The organism is Mesorhizobium sp. CA8 (assembly GCF_020164955.1).
Classification (GTDB): Bacteria; Pseudomonadota; Alphaproteobacteria; order Rhizobiales; family Rhizobiaceae; genus Mesorhizobium.
The window spans coordinates 37,680-64,186 of sequence record NZ_JAIUHG010000022.1 but is presented as its reverse complement, the minus strand read 5'-3'; the positions used below and the strand labels follow the sequence as shown (position 1 = coordinate 64,186).

The window sequence follows — 26,507 nt, the reverse complement described above, 5'->3', positions numbered from 1 at the left end:
CTGTCATGCCGCTGCGCTACCCGCTTGCGCCAACGCAAACGGGGAATCACCTTTCCATGTCGGACGTATCCGGAGAACTCGTTTATCGTCGAGGCAAGGAAGTCGGAAAGGCGGTCTACCAGAACCGGGCACTGTCGAAGGACGGCGTTTCCGAGCGGCTCTTCGCCTTCCTGTTCTCCGGCCTCGTCTATCCGCAGATCTGGGAAGACCCCGAGGTCGACATGGAGGCCATGCAGCTTGGCGCGGGGCACCGGGTCGTCACGATCGCCTCGGGCGGCTGCAACATTCTGGCCTATCTCACCCGCTCGCCGGCCCGGATCGACGCCGTCGATCTCAACGCCGCGCATGTCGCGCTGAACCGCATGAAGGTGGAAGCGGTGCGCCACCTGCCGTCGCAGCGCGACCTGTTCCGCTTCTTCGGCGCAGCCGGCACCAGCCACAATTCGGACGCCTATGATCGCTTCATCGCGCCGCATCTCGATCCGGTCAGCCGCCATTACTGGGAGCGCCGCAATTGGCGCGGCCGCCGCCGCATCTCGGTCTTCGACCGCAACTTCTACCAGAACGGCCTGCTCGGCCTCTTCATCGCCATGGGTCATCGCGTCGCAAAACTGTTCGGCGTCGATCCGGCCTGCATCATGAAGGCGGAAAACATCGGTGAGCAGCGCCGCTTCTTCAACGAGGAACTGGCGCCGGTCTTCGACAAGAAGCTCTTGCGCTGGGCGACCTCGCGCAAGGCTTCGCTGTTCGGCCTCGGCATTCCGCCGGCGCAGTATGACTCGCTGATTACCTCCGGCGACGGTTCGATGGCGAGCGTGCTCAAGGCGCGGCTGGAAAAGCTCGCTTGCGATTTCCCGCTCAAGAACAATTACTTCGCCTGGCAGGCCTTTGCCCGCCGCTATCCGCAACCCGGCGAAGCGGCGCTGCCTGCTTATCTGGAAGAGCGCAACTACAAGACGATCCGCAACAACATCGATCGCGTCGCCATCCACCACGCCAACCTGATCAAATTCCTTGCCGCCAAGGATGCGGGCAGCGTCGACCGCTTCGTCCTGCTCGACGCGCAGGACTGGATGACCGACGACCTGCTCAACGCGCTGTGGACCGAGATCACCCGCACCGCTTCGGTGGGCGCCCGCGTCATCTTCCGCACCGCGGCCGAACCAAGCCTCCTTCCCGGCCGTGTCTCCGGTTCGCTGCTCGACCAATGGATCTACGAGGCCGACGCCTCGCGCGAATTCTCGGCAAAAGACCGCTCGGCGATCTATGGCGGCTTCCACCTCTATGTGAAGCGCGCAGCATGAGCACGACGGAGCTGCCGGCCAGCCATGCCGAACTGATGGACGGCGTCTACCGCTGGCAGCGCCATATCTATGACCTGACCCGCAAATACTATCTGCTTGGCCGAGACCGGCTGATCGACGGGCTGGACGTGCCGCAGGGCGGCACCGTTCTGGAGCTCGGCTGCGGCACCGGCCGCAACATCGCCCTTGCCGCCTGCCGCTATCCGGAGGCCCGTTTCTTCGGCCTCGACATCTCGGCCGAGATGCTGGAGACGGCAAACGCGGCCATCGCGCGTGAAGGTCTGTCCGGCAAAGTGAGCCTGGCGCGCGGCGACGCCACCAATTTCGACGCCAAGGCTCTCTTCGGCCTCGAACGCTTCGACCGCGTCTTCATCTCCTATTCGCTGTCGATGATCCCCGGCTGGGAAAAGACCGTATCGGCCGCCCTTGCCGCGCTCGCCTCTGGCGGCTCGCTGCATGTCGTCGATTTCGGCCAGCAGGAAGGCCTGCCGCCCTGGTTCCGCGCCCTGCTGCGCGGCTGGCTGCGGAAATTCCATGTCGCGCCGCGCGCTTCACTGCGCGACGTGCTTGAATCGGAATCGCAGCGCACCGGCGCAACCTTCCGTTTCAGAACGCTTTATCGCGGCTATGCCTGGCTGGCCGTGATCGGATCCTGCAAATAGCAAACGCGATCAGTGCAGCGCCTTCACCAGCGCCCCAACCATCCTCTGTGGTCGATATCCGAACTTGCCCGGCGTCAGCCCAAGCCGCACCACCACCAACTGCTCCGACGGAATGATTGCCACCGTCTGGCCGTCATGGCCCTCCATCCAGTAGGTGTCTTTGGGCAGGCCTGCAGCGACGCCTGCGCCGGGATTTTCCTCATCGCCCGGGCCTTCAATCCAGACTTGTCCCTTGCCGTAGACCTTCGAGGCCGGCACGGGCTCGCGCATCCAGTCGACGAAACCGGCAGGCAGTATCTGGTTTCCGTTCCAGACGCCGCCCTGCAGCAGGAATTGACCGAAGCGCGCCCAGTCATGCGCCGTGGCATAGAGGTAGGAGGAGCCGACGAACGTGCCTTGCTCGTCGGTCTCGAGCACCGCGCTGTGCATACCGAGCGGCTCGAACAGCGCCGTGCGCGGCCATGCCAGCGCCTTCGCCTTGTCGCCGATCGCGTCCTGCCACAGCCGCGACAGCATCACCGCCGTGCCGCTCGAATAGGAAAACACTTTTCCCACCTCGCCGGTCAGCGGTTGAGCCTCGGCGAAGCGAGCCATGTCCGGCTCGAGATAAAGCATGCGCGTCACGTCGGCGACGTCGCCATAGTCCTCGTTGAACGCCAGCCCGCTCGACATTGCCATCATGTCGGCAAGGCTGACGGCGGCGCGTCCGTCGGCCTTCCACGGCTTGAACAGGCCCTTGTTGTCGAGCGCCAGCTTGCCGTCCTTGATCAGCGTGCCGACGATCGCGGCATTCACCGTCTTGGTCATCGACCAGCCGAGCAGCGGCGTCTTGGCCGAAAAGCCCTCGCCATAACGCTCGGCGACGATGCGGCCGTTCTTCACGACCACGATGGCGCGCATGCCAATGCCGGCCATAGCGGCATCGTCGACGATCTTCGCGACTTCGGGGTTCTGCGAAGCATCCACACGCTCACCATCGGGCCAGAGCGCGTCGGGCTGCGCCGCCGCCGGCGGCGCGGCACGCAGCGATATCTGCCTTGCCTTGCCGGTGTCGCCGTCCGGAACCGACGCGCAGCCGACGCCATCGCGCTCGACGGCAACGCTCTTGCCGAAAAACCCAAGCAAGCCCGCCGAAACGAGTCCTCTTTCCTTGTCGACGGAGACCTTCATCAGCTTGAGCAACGGATGGCCGGGCGCCTGCACGTCGACGGCAAGAACCTCTTTGGCGTCGCGGCCGGCGATGAAGACATTCGAGCAGACGATCTTGGCCGCATAGCCGGAGCCGACGCGGATCAGCTCCGGTGGCGCGAGATAGAGCCAGGCGAAGAGTGCCGCCACCGCCAGGACCACAAGCCCAAGCAGCCATTTGATGAACTTCACCACAGCCCGCATCGTCCCCCGCCTTTCGGATTCGCCGGCTCGATTTATGTCATCGATTTGCCGCCATTGCTTCCGCAAAATCGCCGGCATCGTCGAGCGCCGTCAATGGATTATCAACCATGTTCGGCGATCAAATGCTCCATGTCGCCCAAAAGTGCGCAGCGGTTTTGGGACAACGACATGGACAGACAAACGAGACTTAGGACGGTCATGTGGGGCGATCGTCCGGAGGGGGCCTGCGTAAGCGACCGCCATCATTAAAGGACCCACCAGCGGCCGGCTGAACCCGGCTCGGGGGATATCATGCGCCGTTTTGCGGCCATCCTGATGCTTACGCTGCTGGGCGCCTGCTCGACCGTGGAGGACCTCTCACCATTGTCGCCGTCGTCGCAGACCGTTGCCGTGCGCGCACCCAAATTCGAGGACTCCAATCCGCATGAGTGGGACAGCGGCGCGCCGTGGACATACGCCATCCACGGCACCGATGTTTCCAAATACCAGACCTCGGTCGACTGGCCGACCGCCAAGGCCAGCGGCATCTCCTTCGCCTTCATCAAGGCGACCGAGGGCGGCGACCGTTTCGACGACTATTTCAACGAGCACTGGGCGCGCACAAGAGCGGCCGGAGTTCCGCGCGCCGCCTATCATTTCTTCTATTTCTGCACCCCGGCGGAAACCCAGGCGCGCTGGTTCATCGCCAATGTCCCGCGAGACCCGTCGGCGCTGCCGCCGGTGCTCGACATGGAATGGAACCCGAAATCGCCGACCTGCAGGCTGCGCCCCGATCCGGCCACCGTGCGCAGCGAAATGACCGTCTTCCTCCAAATGGTCGAGCGCTACTACGGCAAGAAGCCGATCATCTACACCTCGGTCGATTTCTTCGACGACAACCAGTTGGCGACCTTCCGCGGCTATCCCTATTGGCTGCGCTCGGTCGCCGGCCATCCGCGCGAGAAATACGGCAGCCACCCCTTCACCTTCTGGCAGTACACCGGCACCGGCATCGTGCCCGGCATGATCGGCAAGTCCGACATCAACGTCTTCAACGGCTCGGAAGCCGCCTGGAAGAAGTGGCTGCGGCAGAACACCCGTTGACATCGGCCGTCCCGCCTGCTTTTCGACACGGCGGGCGGCGAAACATGCAACCGCTGGTAATCCGGAGCGGCGCACTCGTGCGAGTGCCTGGCGCGGCTCCCGAACTTTGAAATCCTCGCATGCGCCTTTCCGATCCCGGTCCGGATCGCGATGGTGTCATGCGTCGGTCTCGAAAGGAAAGCGATGCGATTGCGCGTTGAAATCCTGGCGGCGCTCTTTGTCGGCGTGTTTGCGCTGCCTGCCGCGGCACAGGAATGCGGCGGCGATTTCGAGGCCTGGAAGCAGGGCGTCGCGGCCGAAGCCAAGGCGGCCGGCGTCGGCGCCGTCGGGCTCGACGCGCTGGAGGACGCCACCATCGACCAGCGGGCGCTGGCGCGCGACCGTGCCCAGGGCGTGTTCACCCAGACCTTCACCGAATTCGCCAATCGCATGATCTCGGCCTACCGCCTGAAGCAGGGCGCGGCCAATCTAAAGAAATATGCCGATGTTTTCGCCCGCGCCGACAAGGAGTTCGGCGTTCAGCCGGCCATCATCGCTGCTTTTTGGGGCCTGGAGACCGACTTCGGCGCCGTCCAGGGCGACTTCCATACGCTGAATGCGCTGGTGACGCTTTCGCATGATTGCCGCCGCCCTCAGCTCTTCCGGCAGCAATTGGTGCCGCTGCTCATCTTGATCGACCGCGGCGTGCTGCCGGCCGACGTCAAAGGCGCCTGGGCCGGCGAGATCGGCCAGACGCAGATCCTGCCGACCGACTATCTTGCCAAGGGCCTGGACGGCGACGGCGACGGCAAGGTCGACCTCAGGAACAGCGTGCCGGACGTCATCATGACCACGGCCAATAAGATCATGTCGCGCGGCTGGAAGCGCGATCAGCCCTGGGTCCAGGAAGTGCGCGTTCCCGACGAGATGCCATGGGACCAGACCGGCCGCACCAACAAGCTGCCGCTGTCGCAATGGGCGCAATGGGGTGTCACCGAACCCAACGGCAACCCGCTTATCGACAATGGTCTCAGGGCTGGTCTGGCGCTGCCGATGGGTCGCAAGGGTCCCGCCTTCCTGACCTACGACAATTTCGACGTCTATCTGGAATGGAATCAGTCCTTCACCTACGCGCTGACGGCGGCCGTGCTTGCGACCCGCCTTGCCGGCGCGCCGCAATTCGATCCGCGCACGCCCGAGCAAGGCCTGAGCGGCGACCAGATGAAGGCCTTGCAGACCAAGCTCGAAGCCAAGGGCTACGACGTCGGCACGGTCGACGGCATCCTCGGCACCAACACGCGCGAAGCGGTCCGCAAGGAGCAGACGCGGCTCGGGTTGCCGGTCGATGGCTGGCCGACGCCGGAGCTTTTGGCGAAGCTGTAGCGCCCTTCCCTTCTCCCCTTGCGGGGGAAGGTGGATCGGCGCGCAAGCGCCGAGACGGATGTTCCAGCGGAGTGAGACGTTGGCTTTCCCTGGAGCACCCCTCATCGGTCGTCTTCGGCGACACCCACAAGGGGAGAAGGGGAGCTCAATCCGCCATCGTCTCCAGGCTGGCCAACCCTTGCGGCGCGTCGCCTTCGTCGAAGGGCGTCGTCACCTCGACGAATGTGTCGGGAAAGAAGCCGTTGAAGCGGGTCCTCAGCGACAGCGAGTAGGCGCCGATATGGCCGATCTCGATCCAGTCGCCGGTGTCGACCGTTTCCGGCAGCCAGAACGGTCTGGACAGGATATCGACGGAATCGCAGGTCGCGCCGCAGACCTTGAACGGCACGATGGTCTTCTCGTCGCCGTTGCGCGTGCGGATCGCGGGATCGGGGATGAAGCGTGCCGGCAGCGTGATCTTGCCGGTCCATGAATCCGACAGCGACGCCCAGATGCCGTCATTGATGTAGAGCCGCTTGCCCTTGCGCAACAGCACCCGCACGATCAGCGACAGGCACCGCGCCACGATCACCCGGCCGGGCTCGGCCACCAGCGGCATCTGGTCGAACTGATATTCTTTCAGGTCGCCGGCCAGCCGCGACATAAGCTGGCCGAGCGAAGGCATCTCGACCTGCCTGCGGTTGGGGTCGTGACCATATTCGGCGGGAAAGCCGCCGCCGACATCCAGCCCGGCAATGTCGAAGGTCAGACGGTTGCGCACCCAGTCGGCCGAGGCCAGCGCCCTCTCATAGGTGTCGGGATCCTCGATCTGGCTGCCGACGTGGAAGCAGAGCCCTACCTTGTAGCCGGTGCGGTTCAGCCGCTCGGCAAGCTCGACCGCATTGGCCGGCCCGGCGCCGAATTTCTTCGACAATTCGTAAGCCGCATGGCCCTTGGTCTGAATGCGGACGAAGACGGTGATGGCGCCCGGGTCGATATCGAGCGCCCGCACCACCCGCGTCAGCTTGGTGATCTCGTCCTCATGGTCGAGCGAGATCACCCGGATGCCGTATTTCTCCAGGGCCAGCTTGATGTCCGACTGCGCCTTGACCGGATGCATGTAGAGCATCTCGGCATCCGCCGAGACCGCGCGCACGGCGGCGAACTCGCCGGGTGACGCGACGTCGAATGTGCCGACGCCGGCCTCGACCAGCGTCTTCAGCACGATCTGCTCGCCATTGGTCTTGACCGCATAAGCGGTCTTGCCGGGAAACATGCCCATGAACTGCAGGGCATCCTCCTTCAGCACCTGCGGGCGAAAACAATAGACCGGATCGTCGGGACGAAGCGCCAGTGCCGCATCACGGGCATTTCCGAATCGCTGCATCGACGAATCCTCAGGTCTGGAGCGCGCACAATTAATCCTAGCTAACCGCCAAAGAAAACAGTTCTGTGTCTGGCGACCCGGAGCGGCCTGTTGCACATTTTGGCGACGCTAAACCACCAGTCAGGTTTCGGGTGGCCCTTGCCTGCGGACGCGATATCGGTTGGTGAGGTGTAACGGCTGAAATTGAAATCGGCCCGGGGAGGAACAGGACATGTCCATTACGGCCGCCGCCGCGCCGACGCGCGGACCGATGACGCTCAAGGATTGGGCGCAGCTTCTCTTGCTCGGCGCGATCTGGGGCGGCTCGTTCTTCTTTGCCCGCATTGCCGTTTCCGAAATCCACCCGCTGGCGCTGGTGCTGTTTCGCGTCGCCATCGCCGCGATCGCACTCCAGCTCTATCTGGCGGTCCGCGGCCCCTCGTTCCGGCTCGCCTTCCCGCATGCCGGCCTGTTCTTCCTGCTGGCGCTCACCAACAACGTCGTGCCCTTCTCGCTGATCTTCGCCGGGCAGACGCAGCTCGGTGCCGGCGTCGCCTCGGTGCTCAACGCCACGACGCCGTTCTGGACGCTTGTCCTGGCCAACGCGCTAACGACCGACGAAAAGCTGTCCTGGAACAAGCTGGCCGGCATCGGGCTCGGTGTTGCGGGAACGGCGGTAATGATCGGCCCGGGCCTTATTGCCGGCCTCGGCGGCCCTGTCTGGGCCAAGTTCGCGCTGATCGGCGCCTCAGTGTCCTACGCAATCGCCCTGATGATCGCGCGCCGCTTCAAGGGCGTGCCGTCGCCGGTCATCGCCACCGGGCAACTGACGGCATCGAGCATCATCATGATCCCCATCGTGCTCATTGCCTATGGGCCGACGGGCTTGTTTTCGGCCTCGCCACCGGTCTGGGCCGCGGTGCTGGGGCTGGCGCTGCTGTCCACCGCCTTCGCCTATATCCTCTATTTCAACCTCGTCGCCTCGGCCGGCGCCACCAATGCCTCGCTGGTCACCTTGATCGTGCCGGTCAGCGCGGTGCTGCTCGGCTTCCTCTTCCTCGGCGAGCGGCTGGCGCTGTTCGAGATCGGCGGCATGACTCTGATCGGACTCGGTCTGATCACCATCGATGGACGATTGTTCGGCAAATGGTAGCGGTGTCATGTCACAGCGGCGCCACAATTTATTCACAACCGTGAAGCCGGCTTTTGCCAAAGAGTTTCAACGGCTAATGGCAAATTCCAGGTCGCAAATTCCACAACCATGTCGCATTGCAGCACGTTTTCCGCTTGCCTGTGACCCAAATGACTCTAGATTCCGGCCATAGCTCTGAAGAGGAGGCTATGGCATGGGACTGGCGAGGCCGATCAACGCTTTGATGATTTGTGCCGCATTTGCATTCATCGGTGCCCTTATCATAGGTGTTCTTCCCTGACCCGCCAAAGCCGGGAAGACTAAGCACCGAAATAGTCCAACAGTTCGAAAAGGCCGGGTTCTACCCGGCCTTTTCCGTGGAAACCCTGACTTCCCGTTACAGCTTTGGCTCAAGCCGCGGCGGATCCGGCTGCCTCCGCCTCATGCGAGCGGATGCCGATCATGTGGCAGACGGCAAAGACGAGGTCGGCGCGGTTCATCGTGTAGAAATGGAAGTCGCCGACGCCGCGCTCGACAAGGTCGAGCACCTGCTCGGCCGCCACGGCCGAGGCCACCAGCGCATGCGTCTGGGGGTCGTTCTCCAGTCCTTCGAAGCGCTCGGCCAGCCATGCCGGAACCAGGGCGCCGCAGCGAGACGAGAAATTGGCGACCTGCGTGAAATTATGCACCGGCAGGATGCCCGGCACGATCGGGATATAGATGCCGGCGCGCCGCGCCCGCTCGACATAGCGCTCGTAGAGGTCGTTATCGAAGAAGAATTGGGTGATCGCCCGCGTCGCGCCATTGTCGGCCTTGCGCTTCAGCATATCGATGTCGGTGGCAAAATCCGGGCTTTCCGGATGCTTTTCCGGATAGGCCGAGACCGAGATGTCGAAATCGCCCGCGTTCTTCAGCGCGCCCACCAGTTCGGCGCCATTGGCATAGCCGTCGGGATGCGGACGATAGCTTGTGCCGACACCTGCCGCCGGATCGCCGCGCAGCGCCACGAAGCGCTTAACGCCCATATCCGCGAATTCGCGGATGACCGTGTCGACCTGATCGCGCGCCGCATCGACGCAAGTCATGTGCGCCGCAGGCGTCAGCGATGTCTCGTTCAAGATGCGCTTGACCGTGCGCGCCGTGCGCTCACGGGTCGAGCCGCCGGCGCCATAGGTCACCGAGACGAATTTCGGCTTCAGCGGCTCCAGCCTTGTGACCGTGTCCCACAGCCTTACTTCCATCTCGTCGGTCTTCGGCGGGAAAAATTCGAACGAGACCCTGACCTTGTCGCCGATGTCGGGGCGGCGGGAAAAGCGGAACTGGTTCATCAGGCTGTTTCCCTTACTGGCAAGGAATCGTTGGACGGATCGGCGATCAAAAGGCGACGGTCGCGGCCGAGCCAGAGCTTCACCGTAAGCCCTGCCTCGTTGCCGCCGCGCGGCTCGAATTCCTGGCTGTCCTCGAGATCGAGGCCGGCCTCCTCGAACCAGTCGGACATCTGCCGGTCGGAGAAGCCCAGCCGCATGTGCGCGTGCTGGTCGCGCAGGAATTCGAGATTATGCGGCGCGAAGTCGACGACGATCAGCCGGCCCGATGGCCTGAGCAGCCGTGCCGCTTCGGCGATGGCGCGGGCGGGATCGTCGAGATAGTGCAGCACCTGGTGAATGGTGACGAGATCGAAGGCGTTGCGCTCGACCGGCGGCGAGAAAATATCTCCCTGGCGAACCTGCGCATTGGCGATGCCGGCCTTGTCGAGATTGGCGCGCGCCACGGTCAGCATCTCGCGCGACATGTCGATGCCGACGCCGCGCCGGTAGAGCGGCGCGAAGATTTCGAGCAACCTGCCCGTGCCGGTGCCGAGGTCGAGCATCGACTGGAACGGCCGCTTGCCGACGAGCCTGATGAGTGCCGCCTCCACCGCGCGGTCCGGCACATGCAGGGAGCGGATGTGATCCCAGCTCGCGGCATTCTCGGAGAAATATTCAGCGGCCCGGTCCTGCCGCTTGCGCTTCACCGCCGCCAGCCGCTCGAGATCGCGCACCACCTGCGGATCGGCCTCGCTTATGCCCGACACCAGACGCTGGACGAAATCGCGCGAATTATCGATGTCGGTCAGCCTGAAAAAAGCCCAGGACCCTTCCTGATAGCGGCCGATCAGCCCGGCATCGAGCAGCAGCTTCAGATGACGCGAGACGCGCGGCTGCGACTGGCCAAGGATCTCGGTGAGGTCGGATACGGTGAGATCCCCGCGCGCCAGCAGCACCAGGATGCGCAGCCGGCTGGATTCGGCCGCCGCCTTCAATGTATCTACCATTGTGTCGAGCGAGACATGCATGAGCGGGCTCTCGTTGAAAGATATAAAGATATGTTTATGTCGGTTTTGATATCCTGGCAAGCGGTATGTCGCTTCCGGACAAGAAAATGGCGCAGCCGTGATCCGCGCGTGGCAGACGGTTCTTGTGTGGGGTGAAGAAGATGTTTGAAACGCGCGAAGGTGAGACGCTTCTTGCAGCCGATCCGGCGGGGTTGCGGCCGGACGGCCATCTCGTCTTCCTCGGCCGCATCGTCTCGCCCTGGGCCAGTCGCGAGAATTGCCCCAAGAACATGCGCGCCGCCCGGGAATCGGGGCGAGCCGCGACGGTCGTGATCGACGAGCCCTATCGCCCGGGGCTGCAAAGCCTGGAACGCGCCAGCCACGTCGTCATCCTGTCCTGGCTCCACTACGCGCCGCGGAATCTGATTGTGCAGAAACCGCGCCATGCGGCTGAACCGAAAGGCGTTTTCTCGCTGCGTTCCCCTGCCCGGCCGAACCCTGTCGGCCTGCATGTCGCGAAACTCGTCGCAGTCGACATCGAGGCCGGCCGGATCGGGATCGACGCCATCGATGTGCTCGACGGCACACCGGTCATCGACATCAAGCCGTATTACGCTTCCACGGATGCCTTCCCGGAAGCGACGATTGCCGGGCGAGACGAGAAATGAGCGCCCCCACCGGCCGCCGCCGTGCCATCGCCAAGGCGCTGACCGCGCTTTTGCCGCTTGCGCCCTACGCCGACATGGAAAAGATCCGCGCCGACGCCGGGTCGGTGCATATGAAGAGCTTGCCGCCGACGATCGCGGTATGGCTGGCCACCATCGCCCATGTCCGCCATGTCCACACCGATTACGAGAAATTGCTCGCCGAGGGCTATGACCGGGATTCGGCGCGCTTCTTCGTAATCGGCCGGACCAATGAGGTGCTCACCCGTTGGCGCGCTACACGCCTGCTTCAGGAAGACGACGAGGACGAATAGGCGCCTTCGCCCTCTATGCGCATCCCACCAAATTAAATCGGATGCCGCCTCTGGAAAAACGGCGGCGGCGCCGTACATGGGATAAGCGGAGATTCCTCCGTTTATCCCTCCGAATTCATCGCCCTCTGGGCAAGGACAGCAGATCATGACTGACAAGGTTTGGTTCATCACCGGATCGTCGAAGGGCTTTGGCCGCGTCTGGGCCGAGGCCGCGCTCGCCCGCGGCGATCGCGTCGCCGCAACCGCGCGCGATGCCGGCACGCTTGCCGATCTCGTCGAGAAATATGGCGACAGAGTCGCTGCCATGCAGCTCGACGTCACCGACAAGCAGGCGGTCGACGCCGCGATCGCCGAAGCGCAGAAGCGCTTCGGCCGGCTCGATGTCGTCATCAACAATGCCGGCTACGGCCATTTCGGCGCCATCGAGGAGGTCAGCGAGCAGGAAGCACGCGACCAGATCGAGACCAACATCTTCGGCGCACTTTGGGTGACCCAGGCCGCGCTGCCCATTATGAGGGCGCAACGCTCCGGCCACATCATCCAGATCTCCTCGATCGGCGGCGTCAACGCCTTTGCCTCGCTCGGCCTTTATCACGCCTCGAAATGGGCGCTGGAAGCCTTCAGCCAGTCGCTCAGCCTGGAGGTCGCCGGCTTCGGCATCCACGTCACCCTTGTCGAGCCGGGCGGCTTCTCCACGGACTGGGCCGGGCCGTCGGCCAAGGTCTCCAAGCCGTTGGAGGCCTATGAGCCGGTCCGCGCGGCGATGGCCGAGCGCCGCAGCCGCTCGGTCGCCGGCGATCCGCAAGCGACCGGACCGGCGATGCTGGCGATCGTCGATGCCGCCGAGCCGCCGCTCAGGGTCTTCTTCGGCGATGGCGGCCTGCCGATGATCAGGCAGGAATATGCCAACCGCATCGCCACCTGGGAAAAGTGGGACCATGTCTCGGTGATGGCGCAGGGCGCCAACAAGAACCGCAAAGCCTGACACTGCCTTGGCCGGACCTGGACCGGCCGAGGCATGTTGAGATTCAGGTCAGGGCGAGTCGAGAACGGTGGTTTCCGAGAACCGGAACGGAGCGTGCGTTTGGGCACGTGAGTACCGGAAGCGCAGGAAATCGCCGTTTCGCAGGCCGACCTCACCTGAATATCAGCATGCCTCACCGATAAATCCACTGCTCGGGGACCCGGATGGAAATCTCTTCGCCAGCCCGAATGACGCCCGGCTTTTCGACCCAGGCGACGAGGCCGCGCAGTCGCTTCGCCTCCTTGGGGAAGAGCAGCGCGGTGGCATTGTGATCCGCGGCGCCGACATGCTCGGCGATCGACTGTCCGGCAACGCGGCACGGCTTGTTCTGGCCGTCGACCTTGAGTGTCACGCCACCGTTGAAGAACATCAGCGAACCGGCCGGCAGCATCGAAAGATGCGGCACGCCTTCGATCACAAGATTGGCGCCGATCCACTCCGGCTTGATCTCCTCGAGACCCATGCGTTGCGCGATGATGGCGAGCTCGGCCGCCGCGACAAGTGACAATTGCCGCTCGTTTCGCATCTCGGTGCCGCGCGGATACCAGGGCTCGCGCCCGCCCGAACGCCGCGTTGTGCCGCCATGGAAGTCGCCGGCGATCCCGTCGAAGCCAAGCCGCAGTTCTTCGACCGCCCTCGTCTCGAAATGGTTGTGCGGAGCGGCGTAGAGCGCCGCCGCCTTTGCCGTCAGCTTGCGGCCGGGCACTATGTCGAATGTCGGTTCGGCCGCTGGAAAAAGTTCCAGGTTCGTTTCCTGCATGCCGCTGGTCTAAAGGCCGCTGAGAATGCGGTCCAGTCGAAAGCGCTGATGATCCGATCACACCGTTTGATGGCGATCACGAGGTTATTACCAGAAAATGCCACCCGCGCTGCACACTCGTCGCATTACCGCCGTGCGGCCGACATAAGCGATGCGTGCTGTGTCGGGAGCAGGCTCGATCATGCAGGTTGGACACGCTGTCGCGGCGCTTTGGCTGTTCTGGGTGGTGTCCTGGATCCTTGCCGCTGCCTGGGCCGATCCGGCGCAGAAGCGCGCGGACTTCAAGACAGAGGCACGCTACCGCGTCTTTTGGGTGGCCGGCACCGCGCTGCTGTTCGTGCCGGCGCACGACTATGGCGGCCGGCTGCGGCTTTGGACGCCGACGCTTACCGAAGCCTGGATCTGCGTCGCCCTAATCGCCATCGGCATCGCCTTCGCCTGGTGGGCGCGCCTGCATCTCGGCCGGCTGTGGTCCGCCACTGTCACCGCCAAGGCGGATCATCGCGTGGTCGATACGGGCCCATATGGCCTAGTCCGCCATCCGATCTACTCGGGACTGCTGCTGTCCGTCCTGGCGACCATGGCAGTCAAGGGCACGGTATGGGGCATTGCCGGCGCCGCCCTGCTGCTCGTCGGCGTCGTCGTCAAGGCGCGGCTGGAAGAAAGCTTCCTGCGCGGCGAGCTCGGCCCGGCCTATGACGACTACGCCAGGCGCGTGCCCATGCTGGTGCCCTTCGCGCCGGCCTGAAGCCGCATCTCAAAGCATGCGCAGCAGCGCGCCGCCGATCGAATAGCCGGCGCCGAAGGCGCAGATCAGGCCGAAATCGCCAGCCTTCATATCGGCATGGTTCTCCGACAGCGCCACGATCGCGCCGGCGCCGGCGGTGTTGCCGAGCCGCTCCAGCACCATCGGCGCGCGGTCATGGTCGACGTCGTGGCCGAAGGACAGTTTCAGGATCATCGCATTCATGCGCGCATTGGCCTGATGCAGCCAGAAGCGGCGAATGCCTTCCGGCGTCAGCCCGTGCTCGGCCAGGAACTCGACAATGAATTTCTGGCCGGCGACGGTGACTTCCTTGAACACCTTGTTGCCGACCTGCTTGATGAGATTGCCCTCCAGGTTGATCATGTAGGGATCATCCTGCGCCGTGCGCGTGTAGTAGCCGAGATTGGTGCGGATGTTGTTTGACATCTGCGTCCAGGTGCGCGTGTCGAGCACCTCGAAGCGTTCCGGCCGCTTCTCGCCCTGCGCCAAACCCTCGACGACCATGGCGACCGAAGCGTCGCCGAAGATGAAATGCGTCTGCCGGTCGCGGAAATTGAGGTGGCCGGTGATGATCTCCGGCGTCGACACCAGGATGCGCTTGTGCGCCCCTGCCCTCACCAGGTTGACCGCGACATGCAGCGCCGCCGCGGCGGAAGAGCAGCCAAGCCCCATATCGAAGCCGGCGCCCTTGGTGCCTAGCGCCTCCTGCATCTCGATGGCGATGGCCGGATAGGGCCGCTGATGGTGCGAGGCAGAGCAGATCACCAGATCGATCTCCGACCCGTCGACCCCGGCATGGGCAAGCGCCTTCCTGGCCGAAGCGAGGCCGAACTCCGCCTCGAGCGACAGTGCGTCGTCCGGCCGCGCCGGAATGCGCGGCGACATGCGGGTCGGGTCGAGGATGCCCTCGCGCTCGATCACATGGCGGGTTCTCACGCCGGAGGCATGCACGATGAAGTCGCTGTCCGATTTCTGCAAAAGCGGCTCGCCGGTGTCGGCGCGGCGCGCATTCTCGGTATCGACCCAGCTGTTGAAGCTTGCGACCAGCTCTTCATTGGTGATGACGGGCTCAGGGATTTCGGCGCCGATGCCGCTGATGATGACGCGATGCATGTCCAATCCGTCCGAGGGGCGGCAAGTTGTGCCGAGGCGAGGCGCTACACTTGTCGCATTTGCCCGGTTTATTCCAGCTTAATTCGACAACCACCGCTGGCATTCAGGTGGTGGATGCTCAAGCGCGCTTGGCGACGATGAAGATGCGCGGGAAGCGCAGCAGCACCTTGCCGTTCGCCGTCTTCGGATAGGCCTTGGCGATCTTCGCCGTGTAGCTGTCAAGGAACACCTTCTTCTCATCCACGTCGAGCGGATCGAGAAACGGCTTCAGCCCCGTCGCCTTGACCCATTCGACGATGGCTTCGGCATCGGCCAGCGGATGGTTGTAGATGGTGTGCCAGATGTCGAGCCGGTCGGCGAGCGGCGACAGAAAATCGTAGTAGAAGGACACCGGCGGCAGCGGCGCGCGCGCAGCGCCCTCGAGCTTCGCCGAGAACGGCACTTCCGCCGCGGTTTCGCGCATCAGTCGGTGCGAGGGCTCGCCGAGATTGTCGGGCATCTGGATGGCCAGGGCGCCGCCGGGCGCAAGCAATCCCGTCAGCCGCTGGAACACCGCCGGATGGTCCGGCAACCACTGGAACACGGCGTTGGCGAAGATGACGTCGACGGGATGCTCCGGTTGCCATCCGGCGGCATCCGCCAGCTCGAAATCGACGTTCGGCAGCCGCGCCCGCGCCTTCTCGATCATGTCCGGCGAGGTGTCGAAGCCGCTCACCTGGGCATCCGGCCAGCGCTCGACCAGAAGCTCAGTCGAGTTGCCGGGACCGCAGCCAATATCGACCACGCGACGCGGAAAATCGACCGGCACCTGCGCAACCAGATCCCGGGCCGGCCGCGTGCGCTCATCCTCGAATTTGAGATATTGGGCGGCGGACCAGTCCGGCTTGGACATGTTGAACCCTCTTCGTTATCTCCGCACTCGGCCAGATACGCATATGTCGAAAACTGCACAATGTGCCAGACATATCGATACGAATCGTGTCAGTCTTGACAGAAGGGAAAAGTTCCTCTTTTGTTCTATCGCATTTCCCAGGGGGCCACGGTGAACGCCGAAGCGATGAATGCAGCCATCGATTTGGCGAAAAAGACAGCCGGCAAGCGCTTTCACACCGTGCTGGCCGATCCGCCATGGCGCTTTACAAACCGCACTGGAAAAGTTGCTCCTGAGCATCGTCGCTTATCTCGCTACGAGACAATGACGACCGACGACATCTGCGCCCTTCCCGTGGCAGAGTTAACTTTACAACCTGCGCACCTCTATCTTTGGGTTCCCAACGCGCTTTTGCCGGATGGCCTGGAGGTCATGCGCAGTTGGGGGTTCGAATACAAATCGAACATTGTTTGGCATAAGGTGCGCAAAGATGGCGGCTCCGACGGTCGAGGCGTCGGCTTCTACTTTCGCAACGTAACGGAGCTATTGCTGTTCGGCGTACGCGGAAAAAACGCGCGCACGGAAGCCCCTGGGCGCAGCCAAGTCAATTATCTCTCATCGCGCAAGCGCGAGCATTCGCGGAAGCCCGACGAACAGTACGAATTGATCGAGAGCTGTTCGAAAGGACCGTACCTTGAGCTTTTTGCCCGCGGCACCAGGCCGAAGTGGACTTATTGGGGTAACCAAGCGGACGAGGACTACAAGCCGACTTGGAAGACATATGCTTACAACTCGGCCACAGAGCCTGCAGAATGATAGCTGATTATTCGTCGTCGCCGACGGCATCGATTATCGACTGAAGAGTTGAAGGATCTTCTCCGAAGCTGACGATCGAATCTGGCAGTCCAATTGTGACGATAGGACACGGGTTGCCCACTCCTCGGGAAATGCGGTCATCGAGCTTTCGCCAATGAGTGGTGGCTTCGCCGAACTTATCGGCCACAAATTTGTTTGCGAACGCCTCTCTAAAAGTCACGGGATTCTTCGAGCGCTCTATACGCTTTGTTATTGCGGCACGCTGGCGCGCCGTTGGATCATATCCCCACCGCAGCAAATCATCAAACGATTGTATTTGCCGCTCATCGAAAAACCGCAGAACCAGACCAAGCATATTGTCATGCAGTGATCTCCCGCGCGTGACTATCATGCCGACAGAAATAGCCCCTTCGGCATGCAGCCGTTTGAAATTCTCAAGGTCTCGATCAAAAAATGGGTCTTTGTTGTTCCATTCGATTTCAAGCGCTACTACCGCGTCCGATCCGTTCCGCTGAGGAAGGCGTCGAACATGGTCCATTTTGTGAGAAATCGCTTCTTTGCCGACTCCATTAATCACTTTTTCAATGGTGAAGGTCGTCGTCAGCCAACCAGCGGCAGCCAATCCGCGTCGTAGCCGCTGGGTATTCTTCGTTTCGCCGCCGCCTCCAGCAATAATCTCCTCAATTGGGATCGATGCGGCAAGGAGCACATCTTCCAATTCCGTCACCGCATCAGGAAAGTCGACTGAAAGAATCGCCTCGGCATGCGAGTGAAATTCGACCTGAAATCCTTTGGCTGAAAGACGATCGAAAAGTGCCATATCTTACCGCGTCAGCCGCTTGTGCGTCATGCGGTGCGGGGTGGCCGCTTCGGCGCCCAGGCGGCGCAGCTTGTCCTTCTCATATTCCTCGAAATTGCCTTCGAACCACTCGACATGCGCGTCGCCCTCGAAGGCAAGCATGTGGGTGGCCATGCGGTCGAGGAACATGCGGTCGTGGCTGATGATGACGGCGCAGCCGGCATAGGCTTCCAGTGCATCTTCCAGCGCGCCCAGTGTTTCGGTGTCGAGGTCGTTGGTCGGTTCGTCGAGCAGCAGCACGTTGCCGCCGCCCTTCAGCATCTTGGCCAGGTGGACGCGATTACGCTGGCCGCCCGACAGGTTGCCGACCTTCTGCTGCTGGTCGCCGCCGCGGAAGTTGAACGACGAGCAATAGGCGCGGCTGTTGACCTCGTGCTTGCCGAGCTTGATGACCTCGGCGCCGCCGGATATCTCTTCCCACACAGTCTTGTTCGGGTCGAGCGCGTCGCGGCTCTGGTCGACATAGCCGAGCCGCACCGTATCGCCCTTGCGGATCGAGCCGGCATCCGGCGTTTCCTGGCCCGTGATCATCTTGAACAGCGTCGTCTTGCCGGCCCCGTTCGGGCCGATGACGCCGACGATGCCGCCCGGCGGCAGCTTGAACGACAGATCCTCGATCAGGAGCTCGTCGCCGAAGCCCTTGCTGAGGCCTTCGACCTCGATGACGAGGTTGCCGAGGCGCTCGCTCGCCGGGATGACGATCTGGGTGTCGGTCGGCTTGCGGCTCTGCGACTGCTCGACCAGTTCTTCATAGGCCTTGATACGCGCCTTGGACTTCGTCTGGCGCGCCTTGGGCGAGGACTGGATCCATTCGCGCTCGCGCCAGATCGACTTCTGGCGGGCGTCGTCCTCGCGGCCTTCCTGGATCAGGCGCTTGGCCTTGGCGTCGAGATATTTGGTGTAATTGCCCTCGTAAGGAATGCCGCGGCCGCGATCGAGCTCGAGGATCCAGCCGGTGACGTTGTCGAGGAAGTAGCGGTCGTGGGTGATGATCAGCACCGAGCCGGGATAGTCGCGCAGATGCTTTTCCAGCCATTGCGTGGTCTCGGCGTCGAGATGGTTGGTCGGCTCGTCGAGCAGCAAGAGGTCGGGCTGTTCCAGCAGCAGCCTGCACAGCGCCACACGGCGGCGCTCGCCGCCCGACAGGTTGGTTACTTCGGAGTCAGGCGGCGGACACTGCAGCGCGTCCATCGCCATTTCGACCTGCTGCTCCAGGTCCCAGAGATTGAGGCGGTCCATCTCGTCCTGGAGCTTGGCCGACTCGTCGGCCGTCTCGTCGGAATAGTTCATCATCAGCTCGTTGTAGCGCTCGATGATGGCCGTCTTCCTGGCGACGCCGTCCATGACGTTTTCGCGCACGGTCTTGGTGTTGTCGAGCTGCGGCTCCTGCGCCAGATAGCCGACGGTGGCGCCCTCGGCCAGCCACGCCTCGCCCTGGAACTCCTTGTCAAGCCCGGCCATGATGCGCAGGATCGTCGACTTACCCGAGCCGTTGGGGCCGAGAATGCCGATCTTGGCATCCGGATAGAAGGACAGGTGAACGTTATCAAGCACCTTCTTGGTGCCGTAGGCCTTCGACAGGCCGGACATGTGATAGATGAACTGGCGAGCCACGCGCGCTTTCCCTGGAACTGAAGTGTCAAGGTGGATGGGGTTGGGCGCTATGTAGGCGATGAAGCGCCGAACGGCAATCGCTTTCGGCGTGAGACGCGCCAATCCGCGCGGATTCGTCGGTTTGAGGCGCCCAAATCCGCTCAGGCTTTTTTCACCGCTCTCGCGATCGTGCGAAATCGGGGGTTAACCATTCGCCTTCAAAACGATGCTAGGTTGGAAATCGCGGCCATGACGCGGTTTAGGGAAGGATCGGATCGACGACGTGCTGAACGGTGCCCTGCTCCTTGCCGAAGCGGTTCTCTACTTCGGCGCCATGGTCACGCTTTTCCGCTTCCGGCGCCGCATCGGGCTTGGCGTGTTCATCTGCGCGCTCGGCGTCATGCATTTTCTCGAAACCTACCTTGCCAGCGTCTTCTATGTCGCGCTGCCGTTCGGGTTGGTATCGCCGGGCTCCGCCGTGCTCTTCTCCGGCAAGCTCGTCATGCTGCTTCTGCTCTACATGAAGGAGGATGCGGCGACCGTTCGCCAGCCGATCTACGGCCTGCTGCTTGGCAACGCCGTGATGATCGGGCTGGTGCTGGTCCTGCGCCTGCACGCGATCGCTCCGCTTCCAAGCGGCAAGCTTCCCGATATCGCCTTCATCGACGAGATGGGCTGGCTGATGGTCTGGGGCACCACGCTGCTCTTCGTGGACGCAATCCTGATTATCCTGCTCTACGAGAAGCTCGGCGCCTATCTGCGTGCAAGGCCGTTCCTGCGCATCCTCGTATCGGTCGCCTGCGTGCTCACCTTCGACCAGGCCGGCTTCTTCACCGCGCTGCATTTCGTCGCCGGGGCGCCGGTCGAGGTCTTCTTCGGCGGCTGGTTCGCCAAGATGGGCGCCGCACTTGCCTATAGCGGCATGCTCGTCGCTTATCTGAAATGGGTCGAAGACCACGATGTCGCCGTGCCGCGCGGCCTCTCCGACATTTTCGACGCCCTCACCTATCGCGAGCGCTACGAAGCGCTGATCAAATGTGTCGGCCGTGACGGCCTCACCGGCCTGCTGCATCGCGGCAGTTTCGATGCCGACGGCGAGTCCGCAGTCTCGACCGCCATCAGGATCGGCAAGCCGCTCAGCCTGCTCGTCGTCGACGTCGACCACTTCAAATCTATCAACGACCGCTTCGGTCATGCCGAGGGCGACAAGGTGCTGAAATCGATAGCTGCCCTGCTGGCCGAGACGGTCGGCGCCAACGATCAGGTGTTCCGCATCGGCGGCGAGGAATTCGCCGTGCTGACGCAGCAGTCGCACGGGCCCGCGAGACTGCTCGGCGAGACCATCAGGAACGCCGCCAAGGCCTCGGCGCATACCGGCCGTTTCAACATCACGGTGAGCGCCGGCGTCTCCACCGTCAGCGAGACGACGCGCTGTCTTGCCGACATTTTCGCGCTGGCCGACCAGCGCCTCTACAAGGCGAAATTGAGCGGCCGCGACCGCGTGGTCGGCGAACCTGGCAGCGAGGCTATCATCCTGCAGGCGGCCCCCAGATCAGCCTGACAAAGAACGGGCTGACCAAAATTCTCGCCTATTGGAAACCGATAGGGTCGACCGTGCCCTTCGGGCAACCGGCCTTGGCTGTCGGCGCAGACGCCATCAGGAGATCGGCGAGCTTGCTATCCGGGCCGATCGGGCCGGACAAGCCGAGCGTGATCTCGCCGATCATACGCCTTCCACTCGACGGGTCGACCAGACAGGACACGCGCACCCGGTCGCCCGCTCCTGCGCCGAAGGCCTCGTTGAACGCGCCGCGGATCTGGTCCGAGGTCAATTGCTTTCCGATGTTCTTGTTGAAGAGATCGCGCACGGCCGAACCGTTCACCGCCCGCATCAGATTGAGCGCGTCTGAAAAATACTGCTGCTGGCTCTTGCCGTAGCAGGTGCCGTGCTTGATCCATTCGTGCCGCTCGAGTTTGGAAGCCGTGCCCGGCATGACCTGGTCGAGCTCGGCGCGCGTATTGGCGTCGAGGTCGACCGGCGGCAGGTCTCCCCAGTGCGCCGGATTGTCATTGGCTTTGTCGCTTGCCGACACCTGGCAATAGAAATTGCCGTTCGGCTGCGGCCACAGCCCATGCAGCGTAAAGTGCGAAGCATCGAACTCACCGGGGCTCTGCGCCTTGCATTCGGGCTTGCTTGCCTTCGTCTCGCAGAAAGCCGGCTGCCAGCTCAGCGCAAAGACATATTCGGGTTTTCCGGAGGCTGACGACGACTTGGTCTGACCGGAAGGCCCCGGCGAGGTCGTAGCACTGCCGCCGGTGACATGGCCGCAGCTGATCTTCACCCAGCGCCGCTCGGGATCGGCTCCGGGTACCTGGATGAGGTAGTGCGTAGGCTCGTCCTTGTTGCTGGCAAGAAGGTCGTAGCTCTTCCCGGCTTCGGTCGAGATATTGCCGGGGTTCTTGCCGCTCTTGATGGCCTGCGTCGCCGGGCAGGCGCTGTCGGCCACGAAAGTGCCGCTCATCTTCACGTCGGCATGCGCCGCGCCGGCACCGGCCAGAGCCAGCACCATCGAACCCCACAATGCCCAAACCCGCATCCCGCTCTCCCGGCGATCATTGGACCGTATTGGATTCGTCACACTAGAACAGCCGACGTGTCAGAATTGCGATCTTTTTCCCCGCTCGAAAAAACAATTCCCAGCTGAGCACTCTCATCGGCGGAATCGCAAGCGCTCGTCCACTTGACGCCGGCAGAAGCCTCGCCCAACAGTCGCCGAGGGAGCGAGACATGCCATTTGACAGAAAGACCAGCCTGGCCTCACCGACCGGGGCCGAGCTCAACCTCTATGTGAAACACGCGGACGCGAAGCCACGCGCCGTGGTCCAGATCAATCACGGCCTGGCCGAGCATGCGGCGCGCTACGCCCGCTTTGCCGAATACCTCGCGCCGCGCGGCTTCCACGTCTATGCCCATGACCATCGTGGCCATGGCGCCTCGAAGGCGGCCGACGCGCCGCTCGGCAAGTTCGCGGACAGCGACGGCATCGCCAAAGTGATCGCCGATGTCGATGCCGTTCACGACTTGATCGCAGCCGAGCATCCGGGCTTGCCGGTGATCGTCTTCGGACATTCGCTGGGCGCCTCGGTCGCGCTCAACTTCGTGCTGCGCCATTCCGAACGCGTCCATGCCGCCGCGATCTGGAACGGTAATTTCTCGCAAGGCCTGCTCGGCCAGTTGGCGCTGCTCATCCTCGGCTGGGAGCGGATGCGGCTGGGCTCCGACGTGCCGTCGCGCCTTCTGCCCAAGCTCACTTTCCAGGCATGGGGCAAGGCGGTGCCCGACCACCGGACCTTATTCGACTGGCTGTCGCGCGACCCTGCCGAGATCGACAAATACATCGCCGATCCGCTCTGCGGCTGGGACGCCTCCATCTCGATGTGGCGCGACGCGGTCAAGATGGCGCAGCACGCCGGCAAGGATTCCAGCTTTGCCGGCGTCCGCCGCGACCTTCCTTTCAATCTCGTCGGCGGCGAGAAGGACCCGGCATCGGATTACGGCAAGGCCGTCAACCACCTCGCCAGACGGATGCGGGCAATGGGCTTTTCGAATCTGGTTTCAAAGGTTTACCCGGAAACCCGCCATGAAAGCCTGAACGAGATCAACCGCGACGCCGTCACGAACGATTTTGCCGCCTGGGCCGACAGCGTGCTCAAATCCTGACCTGCGTGGCCCACTGCAAGGGCCGTGACAGGGGCGGCTGCTGTTGATAGAGGCTGCGCTTTCGACCCATTACGGTGATCCATGGCCGAACCTCCGCTGAAAGGCATCCGCGTTATCGAACTGGCCCGCATTCTGGCCGGTCCCTGGGCCGGGCAGTTGCTCGCCGATCTCGGCGCCGATGTCATCAAGGTCGAGAGCCCCGATGGCGGCGACGACACCCGCAAATGGGGTCCGCCCTTCGTCATGAGCCATGACGGCGAGAACCTTTCGGCCGCTTATTACCATTCGTGCAACCGCGGCAAGCGCTCCATTGCCATCGATTTCTCCAAGCCCGAGGGCGCTGAGACGCTGCGCAAGCTGGTCGCCACCGCCGACGTGCTGATCGAGAACTTCAAGCTTGGCGGCCTCAAGAAATACGGCCTCGACTATGAAAGCCTGAAGGCGATTAACCCGCGCCTCGTCTATTGCTCGATCACCGGCTTCGGCCAGGACGGTCCCTATGCGCCGCGCGCGGGCTATGATTTTATCATCCAGGCCATGGCCGGCATGATGTCGATCACCGGCGAGCCGGGCCGCGAGCCGCAGAAGGCCGGCGTCGCCATCTCCGATCTGTTCACCGGCCTCTATTCGGTGGTCGCCATCCAGGCGGCACTGCGCCATGCCGAAAAGACCGGCGAAGGCCAGCATATCGACATGGCGCTCTACGACAGCCAGATCTCGGCGCTCGGCAACCAGAACCTCAACTATCTTGTCTCCGGTAAGTCGCCGGTGCAGATGGGAAATGCGCATATGAACATTGCCCCTTACGAGGTGCTGCCGGTCAGGGACGGCCACATCATTCTGGCGGTCGGCAATGACGGCCAGTTCGGCAAGTTCTGCGCCGTGGTCGGCCTGACCGATCTGCCCACCAATCCGGATTTCGCCACCAACCCCGCCCGCGTCGCCAATCGCGCCAAGCTCCGCGAGCTGATCATCGCGACGCTGAGCACTTGGGATCGCGATCCGCTACTGGCGAAGCTCGAGGCTGCCGGCGTCCCGGCAAGCCCGATCAACACGATCGGCCAGATGTTCGACGATCCACAGACGATCGCGCGCGGCATGCGGCTCGACCTCGACGACGGCCATGGCAACCGCCTGCCCTCGGTGCGCGCGCCGATGGTGATGTCGGGCACGCCGCTCGTCTATGAACGCCCCTCGCCGCGCCTTGGCGAGCACACTCAAGAAATCCTTGCCGAACTGGAGAGAGCAGCAAAATGAAAACAGGCGGACAACTGATCGTCGATGCGCTCGAAGCGAACGGCGCCGACCGCATCTTCTGCGTTCCGGGCGAATCCTATCTCGCAGTGCTCGACGCGCTGCATGACTCGTCGATCCGCACCATCGTCTGCCGCCAGGAAGGGGGTGCTGCGATGATGGCCGACTGCCAGGGAAGGCTGACCGGCAAGCCCGGCATCTGCTTCGTCACCCGCGGCCCCGGCGCCACCAACGCCTCGGCCGGCGTCCACATCGCCATGCAGGATTCGGTGCCGATGATCCTGTTCATCGGCCAGGTCGCCAGCCACGCCAAGGAGCGCGAGGCCTTCCAGGAAGTCGACTACAAGCGCTTCTTCGGCGACATCGCCAAATGGGTGGTCGAGATCGACGATGCCGCGCGCATCCCGGAATTCGTCACGCGCGCCTTCGCCGTGGCGACGTCCGGCCGTCCCGGCCCGGTGGTCATCTCGCTGCCGGAAGATATGCTGACCAGCGAGGTCGAGGCTCCGGAAGCGCTGCCGCACACGCCGGTCGAGACGCGCCCGGGCGAAGCCGAGCTCGACGCACTGGAGATGTTGCTGAGCAACGCCAAGCGGCCGTTCGTCATTCTCGGCGGCACGCGCTGGAACGAGGAAGCGGTGGCGCATATGCGCACGATCGCCGAGACATGGGCACTGCCGGTCGGCTGCTCCTTCCGCCGCCAGATGCTGTTCGATCATCTGCATGCGAATTACGCCGGCGATGTCGGCATCGGCATCAATCCCAAGCTGGCGGAGCGGATCAAGCAGGCCGACGTCGTGCTTTTGATCGGCGGCCGCCTGGGCGAGATGCCGTCTTCCGACTACACGCTGCTGAAAAGCCCGTACCCCGACCAGGCGCTGGCGCATGTCCACGCGGATGCCGGCGAGCTCGGTCGCGTCTACCGGCCGACGCTGGCCATTAACGCTTCGCCTGCCGCCTTCGTCGAGGCTTTCGCCAAGCGCAGGCCCGCCGCCAAGACCGCTTGGGCGGGCGAGGCGGAAAAGGCCCACGCCGCCTATCTCGAATGGTCGACGCCGCCGCAGACCGGCCCCGGCGCCGTCCAGATGGGACCGATCATGGACTATCTCGGAAAGGTTCTGCCGGAGGATGCCATCCTCACCAATGGCGCCGGCAACTACGCCACCTGGGTGCATCGCTTCTACCGCAACCGCCGCTTCGGCACGCAAGCGGCCCCGACTTCCGGATCGATGGGCTACGGCACGCCGGCCGCGGTCGCCGCCAAGTCACTGTTCCCGGATCGCACGGTGGTCGCCTTTGCCGGCGACGGCTGTTTCCTGATGAACGGCCAGGAGTTCGCGACGGCTGTCCAGTATGACCTGCCGATCGTCGTTATCGTCGTCAACAACGGCATTTACGGCACGATCCGCATGCATCAGGAGCGCGAATATCCGAGCCGCGTCGTCGCCACCGACCTTAAAAACCCGGACTTCGCGGCGCTGGCCCGCGCCTATGGCGGCCATGGCGAGACGGTGGAAAAAACCGCCGACTTCGGGCCGGCCTTCGAACGCGCGCGCGCCTGCGGCAAGCCGGCGATCGTCGAGATCAGGCTGGATCCCGAAGCGATCACGCCGACCCGCACGCTGACGCAGATTCGCAACAAGGCCTGAGCGCCTACAAAGGCGTAGGCAAAGTTCCTTCGCGCCGACGTCCGAATTGATCGCGATCCTATCGGGCGCTACATCGCCTTCTCGATCTGGCCGCGGATCTCGCCGTCCTTGTTCTTGGCTGTGTGGACGTTGACGTAATATTTGCCGGCCTCCAGATCGGCTGCCTGCGCGTCCGTCAGCGTCGCCGATCCCTTGATCGGGCTCTTCAGCTTCTTGAACGGGATGACCGGGTCCGCGTTTGCGCCCCTATCCGCCGGCCCGTGTATGTGGGCGGCCACGGCTGGCCCGCTGAGGCCGGAATATTTGACGTTCCAGCTGAGCTTCTTGCTTGTGGTGTCGAAGGTGAGTGTGGCGGTTCCCTTGCCCTTGGTGGTGACGGGCGGGCTCTGCTGGCTGCCGTCGAGCGTCGCTTTGTACTTCACCATCTCGGCCATGGCCGGCGATGCGAGAAGGAAGGCGGTCGAAACGGCCAAGGCCGAAAGCATCGGCACGGATAGGATGCGCATGA

General features: G+C 63.3%; 25 protein-coding genes. 14 read left to right on the top strand and 11 right to left on the bottom strand.

Annotated elements, in window-relative coordinates:
• Nucleotides 1-5: 5 nt before the first annotated feature.
• Both LB553_RS22135 and LB553_RS22130 read left to right on the top strand, forming a co-directional pair.
• Nucleotides 6-1,304: a DUF3419 family protein gene (locus tag LB553_RS22135; RefSeq protein ID WP_224516428.1), complete on the top strand. Its 1,299-nt coding sequence runs from the start codon at nucleotides 6-8 to the stop codon at nucleotides 1,302-1,304.
• A complete protein-coding gene (locus LB553_RS22130; protein WP_224516427.1) occupies nucleotides 1,301-1,966 on the top strand; it encodes a class I SAM-dependent methyltransferase in 666 nt (221 codons plus the stop codon). Before LB553_RS22135 ends, LB553_RS22130 begins: the two co-directional genes overlap by 4 nt.
• Nucleotides 1,967-1,975: 9 nt before the next feature.
• Here the strand turns inward: LB553_RS22130 and LB553_RS22125 are convergent, their stop codons facing one another.
• Complete coding sequence (locus tag LB553_RS22125) at nucleotides 1,976-3,358, bottom strand: serine hydrolase domain-containing protein (protein WP_224516426.1); 1,383 nt, start codon at nucleotides 3,356-3,358, stop codon at nucleotides 1,976-1,978.
• A gap of 291 nt (nucleotides 3,359-3,649) precedes the next feature.
• Here LB553_RS22125 and LB553_RS22120 point away from each other — a divergent pair, with 291 nt between their 5' ends.
• A complete protein-coding gene (locus tag LB553_RS22120) occupies nucleotides 3,650-4,441 on the top strand; it encodes a GH25 family lysozyme (protein ID WP_224516425.1) in 792 nt (263 codons plus the stop codon).
• A gap of 183 nt (nucleotides 4,442-4,624) precedes the next feature.
• Entirely contained in the window at nucleotides 4,625-5,803 is a 1,179-nt protein-coding gene (locus LB553_RS22115) for a lytic murein transglycosylase (protein ID WP_224516424.1), read from the top strand.
• A gap of 145 nt (nucleotides 5,804-5,948) precedes the next feature.
• Here the strand turns inward: LB553_RS22115 and LB553_RS22110 are convergent, their stop codons facing one another.
• The gene (locus tag LB553_RS22110) at nucleotides 5,949-7,169 is read right to left on the bottom strand and encodes an alanine racemase (RefSeq protein ID WP_224516423.1); all 1,221 of its coding nucleotides are present in this window, start codon (nucleotides 7,167-7,169) and stop codon (nucleotides 5,949-5,951) included.
• Between the two features lie 211 nt (nucleotides 7,170-7,380).
• Between LB553_RS22110 and LB553_RS22105 the strand changes: the two genes are divergently transcribed.
• Complete coding sequence (locus tag LB553_RS22105) at nucleotides 7,381-8,301, top strand: DMT family transporter (protein ID WP_224516422.1); 921 nt, start codon at nucleotides 7,381-7,383, stop codon at nucleotides 8,299-8,301.
• A 389-nt stretch (nucleotides 8,302-8,690) separates the two neighbouring features.
• On the opposite strand, the gene metF is transcribed toward LB553_RS22105, so the two are convergent.
• Together metF and LB553_RS22095 are read right to left on the bottom strand one after the other, a co-directional pair.
• Nucleotides 8,691-9,608 (bottom strand): methylenetetrahydrofolate reductase [NAD(P)H], encoded by a 918-nt coding sequence (gene metF, locus LB553_RS22100; protein WP_224516421.1) that lies wholly within the window; start codon nucleotides 9,606-9,608, stop codon nucleotides 8,691-8,693.
• Nucleotides 9,608-10,615, bottom strand: a complete 1,008-nt coding sequence (locus tag LB553_RS22095; protein WP_224516420.1) for an ArsR/SmtB family transcription factor — start codon at nucleotides 10,613-10,615, stop codon at nucleotides 9,608-9,610. The genes metF and LB553_RS22095 overlap by 1 nt, the downstream gene beginning before the upstream one ends.
• A gap of 140 nt (nucleotides 10,616-10,755) precedes the next feature.
• Here LB553_RS22095 and tsaA point away from each other — a divergent pair, with 140 nt between their 5' ends.
• From tsaA to LB553_RS22080, 3 genes are all read left to right on the top strand, one after another.
• Complete coding sequence (tsaA, locus tag LB553_RS22090) at nucleotides 10,756-11,262, top strand: tRNA (N6-threonylcarbamoyladenosine(37)-N6)-methyltransferase TrmO (RefSeq protein WP_224516419.1); 507 nt, start codon at nucleotides 10,756-10,758, stop codon at nucleotides 11,260-11,262.
• Complete coding sequence (locus LB553_RS22085) at nucleotides 11,259-11,573, top strand: DUF2293 domain-containing protein (RefSeq protein WP_224516418.1); 315 nt, start codon at nucleotides 11,259-11,261, stop codon at nucleotides 11,571-11,573. Before tsaA ends, LB553_RS22085 begins: the two co-directional genes overlap by 4 nt.
• Nucleotides 11,574-11,718: 145 nt before the next feature.
• On the top strand, nucleotides 11,719-12,558 hold the full coding sequence (locus tag LB553_RS22080) for an SDR family oxidoreductase (protein ID WP_224516417.1): 840 nt from the start codon (nucleotides 11,719-11,721) through the stop codon (nucleotides 12,556-12,558).
• 172 nt (nucleotides 12,559-12,730) lie between these two features.
• Here LB553_RS22080 and LB553_RS22075 read toward each other — a convergent pair whose 3' ends face one another.
• Entirely contained in the window at nucleotides 12,731-13,357 is a 627-nt protein-coding gene (locus LB553_RS22075) for an MOSC domain-containing protein (protein WP_224516416.1), read from the bottom strand.
• Between the two features lie 181 nt (nucleotides 13,358-13,538).
• On the opposite strand from LB553_RS22075, the gene LB553_RS22070 reads away from it, so the two are divergent.
• A complete protein-coding gene (locus tag LB553_RS22070; RefSeq protein ID WP_224516415.1) occupies nucleotides 13,539-14,105 on the top strand; it encodes a methyltransferase family protein in 567 nt (188 codons plus the stop codon).
• Nucleotides 14,106-14,114: 9 nt separating this feature from the next.
• Here the strand turns inward: LB553_RS22070 and LB553_RS22065 are convergent, their stop codons facing one another.
• Both LB553_RS22065 and tam read right to left on the bottom strand, forming a co-directional pair.
• Entirely contained in the window at nucleotides 14,115-15,236 is a 1,122-nt protein-coding gene (locus LB553_RS22065; protein WP_224516414.1) for a beta-ketoacyl-ACP synthase III, read from the bottom strand.
• Nucleotides 15,237-15,354: 118 nt separating this feature from the next.
• Nucleotides 15,355-16,128 carry a trans-aconitate 2-methyltransferase gene (gene tam, locus LB553_RS22060; protein ID WP_224516413.1) on the bottom strand — a complete coding sequence of 258 codons (774 nt, stop codon included), beginning with the start codon at nucleotides 16,126-16,128 and terminating at the stop codon, nucleotides 15,355-15,357.
• Nucleotides 16,129-16,278: 150 nt separating this feature from the next.
• Between tam and LB553_RS22055 the strand changes: the two genes are divergently transcribed.
• Nucleotides 16,279-16,923, top strand: coding sequence for an MT-A70 family methyltransferase (locus LB553_RS22055; RefSeq protein ID WP_224516412.1), 645 nt, complete (start codon nucleotides 16,279-16,281; stop codon nucleotides 16,921-16,923).
• Between the two features lie 7 nt (nucleotides 16,924-16,930).
• On the opposite strand, the gene LB553_RS22050 is transcribed toward LB553_RS22055, so the two are convergent.
• Together LB553_RS22050 and ettA are read right to left on the bottom strand one after the other, a co-directional pair.
• Nucleotides 16,931-17,743 (bottom strand): BglII/BstYI family type II restriction endonuclease, encoded by an 813-nt coding sequence (locus LB553_RS22050; RefSeq protein WP_224516411.1) that lies wholly within the window; start codon nucleotides 17,741-17,743, stop codon nucleotides 16,931-16,933.
• A 3-nt stretch (nucleotides 17,744-17,746) separates the two neighbouring features.
• Nucleotides 17,747-19,396 carry an energy-dependent translational throttle protein EttA gene (gene ettA / locus LB553_RS22045; protein ID WP_224516410.1) on the bottom strand — a complete coding sequence of 550 codons (1,650 nt, stop codon included), beginning with the start codon at nucleotides 19,394-19,396 and terminating at the stop codon, nucleotides 17,747-17,749.
• A 262-nt stretch (nucleotides 19,397-19,658) separates the two neighbouring features.
• Between ettA and LB553_RS22040 the strand changes: the two genes are divergently transcribed.
• Nucleotides 19,659-20,936 (top strand): sensor domain-containing diguanylate cyclase, encoded by a 1,278-nt coding sequence (locus LB553_RS22040; protein WP_224516409.1) that lies wholly within the window; start codon nucleotides 19,659-19,661, stop codon nucleotides 20,934-20,936.
• A gap of 28 nt (nucleotides 20,937-20,964) precedes the next feature.
• Here the strand turns inward: LB553_RS22040 and LB553_RS22035 are convergent, their stop codons facing one another.
• Nucleotides 20,965-21,972, bottom strand: coding sequence for a ribonuclease T2 family protein (locus tag LB553_RS22035; RefSeq protein ID WP_224516408.1), 1,008 nt, complete (start codon nucleotides 21,970-21,972; stop codon nucleotides 20,965-20,967).
• A 191-nt stretch (nucleotides 21,973-22,163) separates the two neighbouring features.
• Here LB553_RS22035 and LB553_RS22030 point away from each other — a divergent pair, with 191 nt between their 5' ends.
• From LB553_RS22030 to LB553_RS22020, 3 genes are all read left to right on the top strand, one after another.
• The gene (locus LB553_RS22030; RefSeq protein WP_224516407.1) at nucleotides 22,164-23,096 is read left to right on the top strand and encodes an alpha/beta hydrolase; all 933 of its coding nucleotides are present in this window, start codon (nucleotides 22,164-22,166) and stop codon (nucleotides 23,094-23,096) included.
• A gap of 81 nt (nucleotides 23,097-23,177) precedes the next feature.
• Nucleotides 23,178-24,353, top strand: a complete 1,176-nt coding sequence (locus tag LB553_RS22025) for a CaiB/BaiF CoA transferase family protein (protein WP_224516406.1) — start codon at nucleotides 23,178-23,180, stop codon at nucleotides 24,351-24,353.
• Entirely contained in the window at nucleotides 24,350-25,999 is a 1,650-nt protein-coding gene (locus LB553_RS22020) for a thiamine pyrophosphate-binding protein (RefSeq protein WP_224516405.1), read from the top strand. Before LB553_RS22025 ends, LB553_RS22020 begins: the two co-directional genes overlap by 4 nt.
• A gap of 68 nt (nucleotides 26,000-26,067) precedes the next feature.
• Here LB553_RS22020 and LB553_RS22015 read toward each other — a convergent pair whose 3' ends face one another.
• Nucleotides 26,068-26,505 (bottom strand): CHRD domain-containing protein, encoded by a 438-nt coding sequence (locus LB553_RS22015; RefSeq protein ID WP_224516404.1) that lies wholly within the window; start codon nucleotides 26,503-26,505, stop codon nucleotides 26,068-26,070.
• Nucleotides 26,506-26,507 lie beyond the last annotated feature (2 nt).